Here is a 14,033-nt window from a genome sequence, read left to right as displayed (position 1 = left end):
ATGATAGCGCAATTTTTTATGGACGGCTTCGCGTCAACTGATTTGGCGCCGCCGCGTTGAAGGACTACCTAGGGATTAATCTTCCACACAAGAGGCAAGACCATGGACCAGAAACAGCAGCCGAGCAAGGAAACCGTACGACAGTGGTTGCAGACGCAGATAGAGGAACGGCGTCCTCCGCCGGACGCCAAGCAGATCCGGCGCGAGCTGGGTTGGGAGATGTTAAAGATGGAACGTCGCGACCAGGATCTCAGTCGCTGATGGTGGCGATCAGCGTGTGCAGCAGCTGGTTGACTTTGGCGCCCATCGCATCGGAGCCGTAGTCGCCGGCGGTGACCACCACCGTCAGGTCCAGCTCCGGCACGATGAAGATGCGCTGGCCGCCGTTGCCGAAGGCGGCGCTCCAGGCGGTGCGATGGCCGTGCCAGGCGGCCGTGCCGGTCCACCACTGATAGCCGTAATGCAGTTCGTCCGGCTGGTTGCCCGGACTCTTGAAGCCCACGCTCAGGCGCGGCTTCAGCGACTCCGCCACCCATTCCTCGGCGACGATCTGCCTCCCGTTCCAGCGGCCCTGGTTCAGCATCAGCCGCCCCAGTTTGGCCATGTCGCGCGGACGCATGCGCAGTCCGGCAAACGGCATCGGCCTGCCGCGCAGGTCGGTCACCCATTCCCAGCGCGCGATGCCCAGCGGCTCGAACAGCTCGGTCCTGGCGACGTCGACCCACGACAGGCCGCTGACGCGCGCGACGATGTCGGCCAGGATGTTGGTGCCGCCGCCGTTGTAGTTCCAGACGGTGCCGGGCGGCGCGACGATGGGCCGCTCCAGCACGTAGCGCACGCGGTCGGATTTCCAGAACAAGCGCAACTCGTTGTTGGGTTGCGCGCCTTCGTCCCATTTCCAGCCGCCGCTCATCGTCAGCAGGTGCTCCACGTTGATGGCGCTCAGCTGCGGTGAGCGCAGGTCCTGGTCTTCGGGGTAGTAGTCCAGCACAGGCGTGGAGAGCGAGGCGATTTTGCCGCGCTGTTTTTCGATGCCGACCAGCAGGCTGATGACGCTCTTGCCGATCGAGCGCGTGTCGTGCAAGGTGTTGGGTCCGAACTCCACGGTTGCCGCGAACGGCGGCCAGACGCCCAGTCCCCGTTGCAGCGAACGGTCCTTGCCGCTGCGGTACATCTCCGCCACCAGCTTGCCGTGGCGTTCGATGACGATGCTGTGAATATTGTCCCGGCCCCGATCCAGCGCGGTCAGCGTGACGCACAGCGCGTTGGCGTCGAAACCCGATGCGCCGGGCACGGACAGTTCCCAGCCATCGGTCTGCAACGTCGGGGCGTAACAGGCCGCCTCGCAGACCGCCGGCAGCGCGATCGACAGACAGCAGCACAGACGAAGCAGCAAATTCATGGATGGCCTTGAATTATCAATAAAGCACTATTCTACTGCACGGTGACTGAACTTTTGCCGCCTGCGGACGGTTGTACCAATATTTTTGTGGAAATACGCTCAGTCATTTCCTGCACGTGCGAGATCACGCCGACCTTGCGGCCCATCGCCTGCAGCCCGTCCAGCGCATCCATGGCGACGCGCAGCGTCTCGGCGTCCAGGCTGCCGAAGCCTTCGTCGATGAACAGCGACTCGACGCGCACGCGGTTCGACGACAGCGACGCCAGTCCCAGCGCCAGCGCCAGCGAGACCAGGAACGATTCGCCGCCGGACAGCGAATGCACCGAACGCATTTCGCCGCCCATGTCCTGGTCGCGAACCAGCAGCGCGAGGGACGGGGCGGCGGCATTCTGGATGCGCTCCAGCTGGTAGCGGCGCGCCAGATGGTTCAGGTGCGCGTTGGCATAGCCGAGCAGCACGTCCAGCGTGAACTGCTGCGCGTAGTTACGGAACTTCTTGCCGTCGGCCGAGCCTATCAGCTCATTCATGCGCGACCAGCGCTGTTCGATCGCTTCCTGTTGCGCGATGTCGGCCAACATCGCTTGCGATTGCCGGCGCTTGGCGTCGTCCTGCGCCAGCGCGAGCTGCAGGGCGGCGGCGCTGTCGTGGGCGGTCTTGCGTTCGGCCGCCAGCTGGTTGAGCGCATCGGCCAGCGCGGCGATGGGGTTTTGTTCGGCGTCCAACTGCGGGGCCGGCGGTGCGGAGAGCTGGTGCTGTTCGCGCTGGCGCAGACGCTCCTTGAGGATGGTGGCGGCGTTGTCGGCGTTGCGCTCTATGGCCTGCAATGCGGTGCGTTCGGCTTCGATGTCGGCGGTCGTATGCGACAGCAGTTCGTGCAGATGGGCGAGGTCGCGCAGGTCGGCATCTGGCTGGCGCTGCTGGAATGCGTCGAGCCAGTCGGACAGTCTGGCCGCAGCGGCGGCAGCGCCCGCATGCAGCGTCGTCAGGCGGTTGGCGGCTTGCGCCAACGCTTCGTCGGCGCGGGTGCGGGCCTGCGCCGCTTGCTGCGCGGCCGTTTGCAGATCGGCCAGCTGCGACTTCGCGGCATCGATGGCGACGTTGAGCGCGGCTTCGACGTCGCGCACTTCCTTGCCGCCCCAAAGCGCCATGCGCTGCTGCTGCATGTCCTTGAGTGCATCGTCGGCGGTTTTATAGGCGCCGCGAGCGGCCAGGGCATCATGCCCGGCCTTGGCCTGTGCGTCTTTCAGCGCCTTCAATTCGATGTCGAGGTTGGCGAGGATAACGGCGCGTTCGTCGTGCGCGGCGCGTTGGCCCAGCCATTGTTTGCTCTCGGCCCGGCGCGCCTCATGGAATCGGGCGGGGCCGGCTTTCCATTCGTCCTTCCAGTCTTCGCTGGGGAGGTCGCTCCCGCTGAAGGCCGCGTCCAGGTCGGACAGCAAACCGCTTAGTGTGAGCGCCACCTCGATGCGCTGTTCGTCCAGGGCCTTGTGCTCGGTGTTCGCGAGCGCCAGCGCGGTCTGTGCGTTCGACGCCACGCCTTGCAGGCGCGCGTGTTCCGCCGCCGCCGTGTCGCAGGCGGCTCGCGCCTGGTCGCGGGCAATGCGGGCGGCGTGCAGCGCGTGCTCTTGCCGTTCGATGGCTTGCAGTTCGTCGCGCACCAGTTCAAGTTGCGCGACAAACCAGCCGGTACGCTCAGGCTCGGGCGGCAACGCCGTCGTCGACATTGCGTGGGCCTGCCACGCGGCGGCGATGCGCTCCAGCGCCTGTCCCACGGTGCGGCTCTCGGCGGCCAGCGCGTTCAGCTGCTCCAGGCAGGCTTGTTTGGTCGCCCGCTGGGCCGCCTGCTGGTTGACGTTGGCCTCCATCCGCCGGCGGCAGCGTGTGACTTCCGCCTGCAGTTCGGCCAGCATCGCGTGCAGGCCGCCGTCGTCGTGCCGGTATGGATGCTCGTGCGCGCCGCACACGGGGCAGGGCGTATCGTCCTCCAGCGCCGCGCGCAGCGTTTCGACCGTCTCGCCGCATGCGGCTTCCGCCAGTTTCAGTGAGCGTTCAGCCTGGGAGAACGTGGCGAGGATGGCGACGCCTTCCTGTTCCGCCGTCGTGAGCTGAACCTCGGCCGCCGCCATCGCCTCGCGCAGCTGTGCGGACTGCGATTCGATGTGCGCGCTGCGCGTCTGCCGCGCGTCCAGCTCGATCCAGATTTTCTCCGCGCCGGCCAGCAGGTCGCGGCGCTGTTCCATGTTGTGGCGCGATGTCTGCAATTGCTCGGCGGAGAACGCGGCCAGCGCGCGCACTGCTTCCTGGCGCTGCGCTTCCAGCGTCTGCAGGGTGGCGGCCGAAACCGCCAGTTTGGCGCCGGCCTCGGTCGCGTCGTCATGATGCGCCTTGGCGTTGCGCTGCACGCGGGCCAGCGCGGCGGCCAGCTTTTCCGCCTGCGATGTGGCTTGGCCGGCCTGCGCGAACAGTACGTCCCAGCGCTCCCACGACTGCGCCAGCGTTTGCCATTGCTTGTGCTGCGCAAGCCAGGCGAGTCCGGCGTCGTGCTGCGCCGACAGGCGGTCGCGTTCATCCTGGCGGGATTGCAGCGCGGCCCGCGCGGCGGTGTCGGCATGATCGGCCGCTTCACCGGCGGCGGCCGCCTGGCGCCAGGCCGGCAGCATCGCTTCGATGCGGGCATCCAGCGCCTTGGCGCGGTCCAGATGCGGCGCTGCGGCGCGTTGTGCCGTTTCGGCTTCCTGCAGCCGCGCGGCGGCCTGAGTCTGCGCCGCGGCGGCGTGCTCCAATGCCTGCGCCGCTGTTGCCGCATCCCGGGTGCCGGCGTCGATGGCGCCTTGCGTGCCGGCGATCTCGGCGTCGATGCGGCGGATATCGTCAGCCAGCGGGCGCGCCGGCTGCACGGCGGCGATGCGGGCCAGCGCCGCGCGCCGTGGCGCGGCCGCATCGACATCGGCGATAGCCGTCTGGCTGGCTTGTTGCGCAAGCTGCTCGTCTTCCGCCAGTTGGCCGGCCTGCTTGTGCCAGCGCAGTTCGTGTTCCAGCTCCGTCTTGCGCTGATCCAGTGCCTGCAGCGCCGCAGTGGCGGCGGCGCCTTGCGCCTCCAGTTCGGTGCGCTCGTCGGTGCTCATCGGTTTCTGGTCGGCCAGCCGCACGTTGAGCCGCAGCAGGGCCGCCTGTTCCAGCTTGGCGCGCTCGAACGCGCGCATCGAAATCTCGGTGTAGACGGTGCTGCCGGTCAGCGTTTCCAGCAGTTCGCCGCGCTCGTTGTCCTCGGACTTGAGGAAGGCCGAGAATTCATTCTGCGCCAGCAGCACCGCGCGCGTGAACTGTTCGAACGACAAGCCGATGCGTTTTTCGATTTCCGCTTTTACTTCGGTCTTGGTGCCGCCGATCGGCTGCAGCGCGGGCAGCAGGTGCAGCGTCATGGCGGTGGGCTGCAGCGCGCCTTCGGCCTTGGTGCGCGAGCGCCGCACGCTCCAGCGCGCGCGGTAGGAGGCGCCGTCGTTGCCGACGAAATCCACTTCGGCATGGCCTTCCGCCGTGCCCCGGCGCAGCAGCGTGCGGGTGTCCTGCGTCGACACGGTTTCCGCGCCGACGTCGGTCAGCATGCTGCGGCCTGCGACCTTCAACAGACGCGGCGTGGCGTCGTACAAGGCCAGGCACAGCGCGTCGAGCAGGGTGCTCTTGCCGGCGCCGGTCGGGCCGCTGATGGCGAACAGGCCGGTCGATGCCAGCGGCTCCTGCTCGAAGTCCACACTGAATTCGCCCGCCAGCGAGGCCAGGTTCTTGCCGCCGATTTTCAGGATTCTCATGGCAGCCTCGGTGGCAGCATGAGCTCCGCGAACGCGCTCAGTTGATCGGGCGGGGCATCGTTGTCGAAGCGCTGCCGGTAAAGCTGGCGGAAAATGTCGTCCGGCTTGAGCTGCTCCAGCTGGTCCAGCGTCATCACGTCGTCGTCGATGGACGAGCCGCGCGCCGCGCTGGACGTTTCGATCTTGGCCAGCCGCACCGGCTTGCCGTCCAGCGCCGCCTCGATGCGCGAACGCAGGCCTGGTTCCGGCGCATCGAGCAGCACGCGCACTTCCAGGAAGGGCTGGCGCTCCGGCGGCGCTTCGTCGACGGCCAGCGCCGCCAGTTCTTCCAGCACCTGCGGCAGCAATGCCGGCTTGGCCGGAACCCGCAGCAGCTCGACCGCGCGCGGCACCGGCAGTGGCACGATCTCGCGCACGGCGGCGCCGTCGATATCGATGCGCAGGACCTGGTGCTGGTAGCCCACCTCGGCGAACGACAGCGGAATCGGGCTGCCGCAATAGCGGATGTGCTGCTGCTTGCCGACGCTTTGCGCCAGGTGCAAATGGCCCAGCGCCGCGTAGACGATGGCCGGATCGAAGATCCCGGCCGGCAGCATCTCGGTGCCGCCGATGACGATGCGGCGCTCGGAATCGTTGGACATCTGGCCGTCGACCATATGACAGTGGCCCATGGCCAGTATCGCCTGGCCGTCCTGGCGCCTGGCCAGCGCCAGTTCCAGCGCCTGGCGGTAGAGTAGGGCGATGCCGGCCAGATAAGGATCGGCGGCGGTATCCTCGATGCGCGGCACGTCGCCGGGACGCAGGAAGGGCACGGCCAGGCACCAGGCCTCGACCGCGCCGCTACGGCCGGTCAGCGGCAGCACCAGCTGTTCCAGGTTGATATCGCCGTCGGCGTCGCGCTGCACGGTGCCGACCACGCGCGTGCCGTGCGCTTCCAGCAGTGGTCCCGGCGCCTCCAGCCGGCTCGGCGAATCGTGGTTGCCGGCGATGACGATCAGGTTCAGGTGCGGCACCCGCTCCCTGGCCTGCTGCAGGAAACGGTACAGCTGCTTTTGCGACGCGGACGACGGATTGGCGTTGTCGAAGATGTCACCGGCGATCAGCAGCGCGTCCGCCTGTTCGGCGACGAGCGTGTCCAGCAGCCAGTCGAGGAAGCGCTGGTGCTCGTAATGACGCTCGAAATTATGGAGGGATTGGCCAAGATGCCAGTCGGAGGTGTGCAGCAGACGCATGAAAATGTGTAATCAAAACAGCCGGGAAGCGCACAATATAGCGCAAGACGGGTCCGGATGAGTTGATAAAGATGGACTACCCGCCATCTATGCCGCATTGGTGGCCGGCGGCGGCATCACCGCGCCGGCGCGATAGGTGTTGCGGCCGGCCTGTTTGGCCTCGTACAGCAGCATGTCGGCGCGGTTCAGCAGCTCGGCCGGCGACACTTCCTCGTCGCGGTAGTAGGTCAGGCCGATGCTGGCCGACACCGATACCACCTTGCCATCGAGGTCGAACGGCGCCTGCATCGCGCTGACGATCTTGGCGGCCAGCGCGGCCGCGTCGTCGACCCGCCCGATGCGCTCCATGATGATGGTGAACTCGTCGCCGCCGAGGCGGGCGATGGTGTCGCTGGCGCGCATGGTGTGCGTCAGCCGCGCCGAGAATGCCTTCAGCAGGGCGTCGCCGACGCTGTGGCCATAGGTGTCGTTGACCGGCTTGAAGCGGTCGATATCCATGTACATGACCGCCATCAGGCCGCCGTGTTCGCGGCTGGCGTTCATCGCATCGTGCAGTTTTTGCAGAAAGCCGGCGCGGTTGGTCAGACCGGTCAGCGCGTCGACCTGCGACAGCTTGAGCAGGCGCTGTTTCTCGCGCTTTTGCGCCGTGACGTCCTGGCGCATGACGTGGAAACCGATCACGCTGAGGCCTTCCTCGTCCATCTGCGGGATGTAGACCACTTCGAAGGTGCGTTCGGTGATGCCGCTGATGTCGTCCTCCTCGAACGTCAGCGTCTCTCCGGCCAGCGCGCGCTTGACGTAGGGCTCCAGGAAGGCGTAGCGCTCGGCGCCCATGGTCTGCTCGACGGTCTTGCCCAGCACGGCGACGCCGGTGCGGTTGAATTCACGCTCGTAGGCCAGGTTGTGGAAGCGGTAGATTTCCTCGGAATCGATATACGCCACCATCGCCGGCAGCGTGTCGGCGATGGTGCGCAGGCGCGACTCGCTTTCGCGCAGCGCCATGACCGACTTGCGTACGTGGGTGATGTCGTCCACCGTGCCGACGTAGCCATAGACCTTGCCGTCGACCACCATGGCGGCGATCTTGAACGAGACCCAGATGATCATGCCGTCCGGGTGCACGCAGCGCACCGTATCCTGGTAGGGCACGCGGGTCTGCGCCATGTGGTTCAGCGCCGCCTTCAGCACCGCGCGGTCGTTGGGATGGATGGCGCGCATCCAGGAATCTCCCAGCGCTTCCTGGCGCGTCAGGCCGGTGATGAATTCGAAGGTGCGGTTGACATAGGTGCAGCGGCCGGCGGCGTCGGCGCGCATCAATCCCAGCGGCGAGGCGTCGTTGACGGCGGCCAGCTCCGCCTGGTTTTTGCGCATGGCCAGCTCGGCCTCCTTGCGCGGCGTGATGTCGCGCGTGGTCACGGCGACGCCGTCGTCGATGGCGACGATCTGGTGGTGCAGCCAGTGGTGGCCCGCCGCCGGCAGGAAGTCCGCCTCGAACTCCTCTTCCAGCGGCCGGCCGCTGGCCAGCACCTTCTTGAATTTCTCCACGAAGCCGTGGCTGTGCAGCGCCGGCAGCACCTCGAGCAGCCGCTTGCCCTTGAGCTCTTCGCTGGTGCTGCCCAGCAGGACGGCGCCGCGCTCGTTCAGGTCGGTGATGGTGAAATCGACGATTTCCTTGCCCGGGCCGCGCACGTGGCAGGCCTTGAACAGGTACACCGCGTCCATGCTGGCGTCGGCCGCCGCGCGCAGCATGGTCTGCGCCTCGCTGATCATGCGGGTGCTGCGGCGCAGCCGGCGCGCCTGCTGCATCAGCAGGCCGCAAAACAGCAGCACCAGCAGCGAGGCCACCGTGACGGCGGCGTAGTACATGTCGCGGTGGTGTTCGAAGCGCGTCAGCGCCGAGCGCACCGGATTGCCGACCACCGCCATCAGCAGGTAGCGCGGCATGTCGGTGTAGCCGTAGATGCGGTCGACGTTGTCGAAGGGCCGGGTCGGCACCAGCTCTTCCTGCGCGTGGCTGCCTTGCCGCACGGTGAAATCGATGGCGTCGCTGATGATGAGCTGCTCGTCGACGCGGGCGGTGGACATGCCGTTGTCGCGGCTGATCAGCATCACCGCGCCGCCGGGATCGACGTTCAGGCGGTCGTAGTCCTCGACGAAATTGGCCGGGTCCATCATCACCAGGATCACGCCGGCGAACGCGCCGTTGCGGTCGTTGAGCCGGCGCGAGATCTGGATCTGCCATTTCTTGGTCCGCGGCTCGACCACCGGCGTGGCCACCTGCGGCGTATCGGCCGGATTGTCGGCATGCTTGCGGAAGAACGGCTGGTCGGCCATGTTCGGCGGGAAGTAGGCGTTGCGGCTGTCGAGCAGGCGGCCGTCGGACCCCAGCAGCGCCAGCGGCAGCTCCAGCTTGGACGGCAGCAGCGAATCGAGCAGGCCGTTCTTGCGGGTGAACTCGGCCAGCCGCAGCGCGCCGCCGGTTTCCTCGAACTTGAGCTTGAACAGCTGGGTGGCGTGGTCGGTCTGGCGCAGCAGGTGGTTGGTGTGCTCGGCCAGCGTGCGCGCCAGCGACTGGCTGTGCAGGCCGGCCTCGTAGCGGGCGGTTTGCAGTTCCTGGCCGAGCTGGTAGTCCACCGCCGTCCACATCGTCGCCAGCAGCGCCAGCGCAAACACCGGCAGCAGTATCGCGCGATACAGTTTGCGTAATAAGACCAGCGTCGGGCGTGCGGAAGTGCGATTCATCTCTGGCTTGTTTTCCTTGCGAGGGGAGCATGAACGCCATGTGTGGATATTCTGCACGGAAATATCCGGTTTGTGGCCCGCCAGTCAAAAAAAATCGTCTTCCGTTCACAGGCAATGTTGATTTCTTTATTAGAATAGCGCTCATGACAGAATTGATAATCAGCCTGGCGGCCGCGCGGGCGTTGCATCTGGCGGCGCAGGGCATGCTGCAGCCGCGCCGCCGCAAGGCGCGCAAGGCCGACGTGTTGGAAACGATACGCCAGATGGGCGTGCTGCAGATCGATACCATTCATGTGGTCGCGCGCAGTCCCTACCTGGTGCTGTGGAGCCGGCTGGGCGATTATCCTCAGCCGTGGCTGGAACAGTCGCTGGCCGAAGGTGAATTATTTGAATACTGGGCGCACGAGGCTTGCTTCGTGCCGGTCGAGGACTATGGCCTGTACCGCCACCGCATGCTCGATCCGGAGGCGATGGGCTGGAAGTACTCGGCCACCTGGATGAAGGAGCGCCGCGCCGACGTCGACAAGGTGCTCGAGCATATCCGCGCCAACGGCCCGACCCGTTCGTCCGACTTCGAGCGCACCGACGGCGAAAGCGGCGGCTGGTGGAGCTGGAAACCGGAAAAACGCTCGCTCGAGGTGCTGTTCACCACCGGCGCGCTGATGATCTCCGCGCGCCACAACTTCCAGCGCATCTACGACCTGGCCGAGCGTGTGCTGCCGCACTGGGACGACGGCCAGCTGCCGGCGCTGGACGACACGCGCCGCGCGCTGGTGCTGAAGGCGGTCAAGGCGCTGGGCTGCGCCCGCGCGCCGTGGATCAGCGACTACTTCCGCACCAGGCCGCCGCGCCTCGATCCGGAAACCCTGGTCGAGGAGGGCGCCCTGCTGCGCGCCTGGGTCGACGACTGGGACGATCCGATCTATGTCCATCCCGATCACGCCGGGCTGCTGCAAGCCGCCGCCGCCGGCACGCTGGCGCCGACCCTGACCACCATCCTGTCGCCGTTCGATCCGGTGGTGTGGGACCGCCGCCGCGCGCAGGAGCTGTTCGATTTCGACTACCGGCTCGAATGCTATACGCCGGCCGAGAAGCGCCGCTACGGCTACTTCACGCTGCCGATACTGCGGCGCGGAGCGCTGGTCGGCCGGGTCGACGCCAAGGCGCACCGGCGCAACGGCATGTTTGAACTGAAGTCGCTGGCGCTGGAGCCTGGAGTGCGCGTGAGCGACCGCTTCGTGCGCGACGTCGCCGGCGCGCTGCAGCGGCTGGCCAACTGGCACGAGTGCCCGGAGGTGCGGATCGCGCAGGCCACGCCGGACAGCTTCGCGCCGCTGCTGCGGGCCGCGCTCAATAATGAAAATGACAAGGAAGCCGCATAATGACTTTGCCCACCGCGCCCGCCAGCCTGCTCGGCCCCGACGGCCAGCCGCGCTTCGGCCGCTACGCCGGACAGGTCGGCCGCATCGACTGGAGCGAACTGGCCGCGCCGTTCGCCCGCAGCCGCCTGTGGCGCCGCTTCCATCACAAGCGGTGGCACTACGTCGCGCTGTGCACCGAGCGGATCTTCTGCGCGGTCGCCATCGTCGACCTGGGCTGGACCAGCACCGCCTTCGCCTACGCCTTCGACCGCGACGACGGCGACATGCTGGCCAATTTCTCGCAGGACGGCTTGCCTGGCCTGTCGGCGCGGCTGGCCAACCACGCCGGCGAATCGAGTTTGTTCAGGACGCGCAAGAGCCGCATCGCCATCGACAGCAACGGCGACGGCAGCTTCAACCTCGAACTGCGCTGCGAATACCTGGAGATCGACGCCAGCTTCGGCCCCGGCGCTTCGCCGTTGCTGCTGGCTTCCGGGCCGATCGCCCGCGGCTCGGTGCATGCGACGCAGAAGTCGTCCGGCCTGCCGCTGAGCGGCGAAGTGCGCACCTTCCGCGACGACTACGACCTGGCCGGTGGCGTGGCCAGCTTCGACTACTCGAACGGCCTGCTGGCGCGCAACACCGACTGGCGCTGGGCTTCGGCGCATAATCTGGAGATGGGTTTCAACCTGCAGGCCGGCTATTTCGGCGGCCACGAAAACGCGCTGTGGCTGGACGGCCAGGTGCATGCGCTGGCGCCGGCGCATTTCATCTATGATAAGAGCGACGCGCTGTCGCAGTGGCACATCTTCACCGAGGACGACTTGCTGGAGCTGTATTTCGTGCCCGAAGGCGCGCGCCGCGACAACAAGAACCTGGTGGTGGCGGCCAGCAAGTACCTGCAGCCCATCGGCACCTTCACCGGCTGGGTGCGCAGCGCGCCGGACCAGCCCAAGCGCGTGGTCACGCAGATGATGGGCGTGACCGAGGACCATACCTCACGTTGGTAGACTGCCGGAGGCGCCAGCCATGAGCATCAGGAATCTCGACCATTTGTTCCAACCCGCTTCGGTGGCGGTGATCGGCGCGTCCGATAATCCACAGCGCATCGGCACCAAGGTACTGGCCAACCTGGTGGATGCCGGCTTCGGCACGGTCTGGCCGGTCAATCCCAAGCACCAGTCGCTGCGCGGCATGCCTTGCTACGCCAGGGTGGCGGCGCTGCCGTCGGCACCCGACCTGGCGATCCTGTGCACGCCGCCTGCCACCATTCCCGGCCTGATCGCCGAACTGGGCGCGCGCGGCACCAGGGCCGCCATCGTCATGACGGCGGGGCTGGGCCAGATCAGGAACGGTAGCCGCACCATCGAGCAGGCCATGCTGGACGCGGCCAGGCCGCACCTGCTGCGCATCCTCGGTTCCGGCAGCGTGGGCCTGCAATCGCCGGCGCTGGGGCTCAACGCCAGCTTCACCCACATCGCCGCCGACAGCGGCAAGCTGGCCTTCGTATCGCAATCGGGCGCGCTGGGCACGGCGGTGCTGGACTGGGCCAGCCTGCGCGGCATCGGCTTCTCGCGCTTTGTCGCCATGGGCGATGGCGCCGACGTCGATTTCGGCGACCTGCTCGACTACCTGGCGGCCGACGCCGGCACCGAGGCGATCCTGCTGTGCATCGAGCATGTCAGCTGCGCGCGCAAGTTCATGTCGGCCGGCCGGCTGGCGGCGCGCGGCAAGCCGGTGATCGTGCTGAAAGTGGGGCGCGACGCCGCGCCCGGCGCCGACCTGGTGTTCGACGCCGCGATCCGCCGCGCCGGCATGCTGCGCGTGTACTCCACCGAGGATTTGTTCGACGCCGTCGAGACGCTGGCGCGCCAGCGGCCGCAGCGCGGCGAGCGGCTGGCGGTGCTGACCAATGGCGGCGGCCTGGGCCTGATCGCCGCCGATGCGCTGGCATGCGGCGGCGCGCAACTGGCGCCGTTGTCGGACGACACCCTCAAGCGCCTGAAGCTGGCCGAGGCGCCGCAGGCCAATCCGGTCGACCTGCTGGCCGACGTGCCGGTCGAGCGCTACACCGGCGCGGTCGAGGCGCTGCTGCGCGAAACGCAGGCCGACGCGCTGCTGTTCCTGCACGCGCCCACCGCCATGGTGTCGAGCACTTTGATCGCCGAGGCGGTGGCGCCGCTGATGCTGGCGGCGCGCAAGAACGTGCTGTCCTGCTGGCTGGGCGGGCGCTCGGTGGCCGCCGCGCGCAAGATCTTCGCCGATGCCGGCCTGGCCACCTACGACACGCCGGAAAAGGCGGTGCACGGCTTCCTGCAGATCGCCCAGTACCGCCGCAACCAGGAGCTGCTGATGGAGGTGGCGGCCGCTTCCGCCGCCACCGGCGCGCCCGAACGCGCGGCGGCGCAGGCGCTGGTGGCGTCGCAACTGGCGGCCGGCCGCAGCGAGTTGTCCGACAACGATGCGCGCGCGCTGCTGTCGGCGTACGGCATCGCGCTGGCCACGCCGCAGCAGGCCGCGCTGGCCGGCCAGACGCTGGCGGTGGCGCGTATCCAGATCGTCGCCGATCCGGTGTTCGGGCCGGCGGTATTCTTCGGCCAGGGCGGCATCGCGGCGGAAGTGGCGGCCGACCGCGCCGCCGGGCTGCCGCCGCTGAACATGGTGCTGGCGCGCGACATGGTCGGCCGCACGCGCGTGGCGCGCCTGCTGGCGCAGGGCCAGACCGCGGCCGACGCCGAGGCGCTGTGCCGCACGCTGGTGCAGGTGGCCGACATGGTGGCCGACCTGCCGCAACTGGCGGAACTGGACCTGAATCCCTTGCTGGCGCTGGGCGGCGGCGTGGTGGCGCTGGCCGCGCGGGTGCGCCTGGCGCCGGCGCGCGCGGAAAAGACGCTGGCGATCCGCCCGTATCCGCAGGCGCTGGAACAGCCGCTGGACTGGCGCGGCAGCCGCATCCTGCTGCGGCCGATCCGGCCCGAGGACGCGCCGCAGCATCAGGTGTTCTTCAACGCGCTCGATCCGGACGACGTGCGGCTGCGCTTTTTCTCGGCGATGCGCGAGCTGCCGCCGGCCCAGCTGGCGCGGCTGACGCAGATCGACTACGACCGCGCGATGGCCTTCATCGCCACCCGCACCGGCGCCGACAACAAGCCGGAAACGCTGGGCGTGGTGCGCGCCATCGCCGACGCCGACAACCAGTCGGCCGAATTCGCCATCATCGTGCGCTCCGACCTGAAAGGGCAGGGGCTGGGCTATATTTTGTTCCAGAAGCTGGTCGATTACTTCCGCAGCCAGGGCACTGCAGAGATCGTTGGCGACGCCTTGTCGGAGAACCTGGGCGTGCAAAAACTGGTGCGCGATTTCGGCGGCGTGGTTTTACCGCATCCTGAAGCGGGAATGGTGCGGCTCCAATTGCCTTTACGATAGCATTCCTGCCGAGCTTGATATATATTGGGCATGTCGGCTATACACAAATCATATAAGCGCA

8 protein-coding genes are annotated in these 14,033 nt (G+C 67.5%); 4 read left to right on the top strand and 4 right to left on the bottom strand.

The annotated features are described in order from the left end of the window. Positions 1-102: 102 nt before the first annotated feature. Complete coding sequence (locus ACSQ3S_RS22865; protein WP_176651632.1) at positions 103-261, top strand: hypothetical protein; 159 nt, start codon at positions 103-105, stop codon at positions 259-261. Here ACSQ3S_RS22865 and ACSQ3S_RS22860 read toward each other — a convergent pair. From ACSQ3S_RS22860 to ACSQ3S_RS22845, 4 genes are all read right to left on the bottom strand, one after another. After that, complete coding sequence (locus ACSQ3S_RS22860; RefSeq protein ID WP_436143884.1) at positions 251-1,402, bottom strand: serine hydrolase domain-containing protein; 1,152 nt, start codon at positions 1,400-1,402, stop codon at positions 251-253. The two genes, ACSQ3S_RS22865 and ACSQ3S_RS22860, sit on opposite strands and share 11 nt — an antisense overlap. 32 nt (positions 1,403-1,434) lie before the next feature. Then, positions 1,435-5,211: an AAA family ATPase gene (locus tag ACSQ3S_RS22855; RefSeq protein WP_436143883.1), complete on the bottom strand. Its 3,777-nt coding sequence runs from the start codon at positions 5,209-5,211 to the stop codon at positions 1,435-1,437. Then, positions 5,208-6,443 (bottom strand): exonuclease SbcCD subunit D C-terminal domain-containing protein, encoded by a 1,236-nt coding sequence (locus tag ACSQ3S_RS22850; RefSeq protein WP_436143882.1) that lies wholly within the window; start codon positions 6,441-6,443, stop codon positions 5,208-5,210. The genes ACSQ3S_RS22855 and ACSQ3S_RS22850 overlap by 4 nt, the downstream gene beginning before the upstream one ends. Before the next feature lie 87 nt (positions 6,444-6,530). Further along, a complete protein-coding gene (locus ACSQ3S_RS22845; RefSeq protein ID WP_353403051.1) occupies positions 6,531-9,185 on the bottom strand; it encodes a sensor domain-containing diguanylate cyclase in 2,655 nt (884 codons plus the stop codon). A gap of 143 nt (positions 9,186-9,328) precedes the next feature. Here ACSQ3S_RS22845 and ACSQ3S_RS22840 point away from each other — a divergent pair, with 143 nt between their 5' ends. Genes ACSQ3S_RS22840 through ACSQ3S_RS22830 form a run of 3 tightly spaced genes read left to right on the top strand, consistent with a single transcriptional unit; the run spans position 9,329 to position 13,972 of the window. Beyond that, positions 9,329-10,567: a winged helix-turn-helix domain-containing protein gene (locus ACSQ3S_RS22840; protein WP_436143881.1), complete on the top strand. Its 1,239-nt coding sequence runs from the start codon at positions 9,329-9,331 to the stop codon at positions 10,565-10,567. After that, entirely contained in the window at positions 10,567-11,556 is a 990-nt protein-coding gene (locus ACSQ3S_RS22835) for a DUF2804 domain-containing protein (RefSeq protein WP_436143880.1), read from the top strand. The genes ACSQ3S_RS22840 and ACSQ3S_RS22835 overlap by 1 nt, the downstream gene beginning before the upstream one ends. Before the next feature lie 19 nt (positions 11,557-11,575). Next, positions 11,576-13,972: a bifunctional acetate--CoA ligase family protein/GNAT family N-acetyltransferase gene (locus ACSQ3S_RS22830; protein ID WP_436143879.1), complete on the top strand. Its 2,397-nt coding sequence runs from the start codon at positions 11,576-11,578 to the stop codon at positions 13,970-13,972. Positions 13,973-14,033 lie beyond the last annotated feature (61 nt).

It is taken from the genome of Duganella sp. LjRoot269, from assembly GCF_964254095.1.
GTDB lineage: Bacteria > Pseudomonadota > Gammaproteobacteria > Burkholderiales > Burkholderiaceae_D > Rugamonas > Rugamonas hordei.
This window is presented reverse-complemented; position numbering and strand designations above follow the sequence as displayed.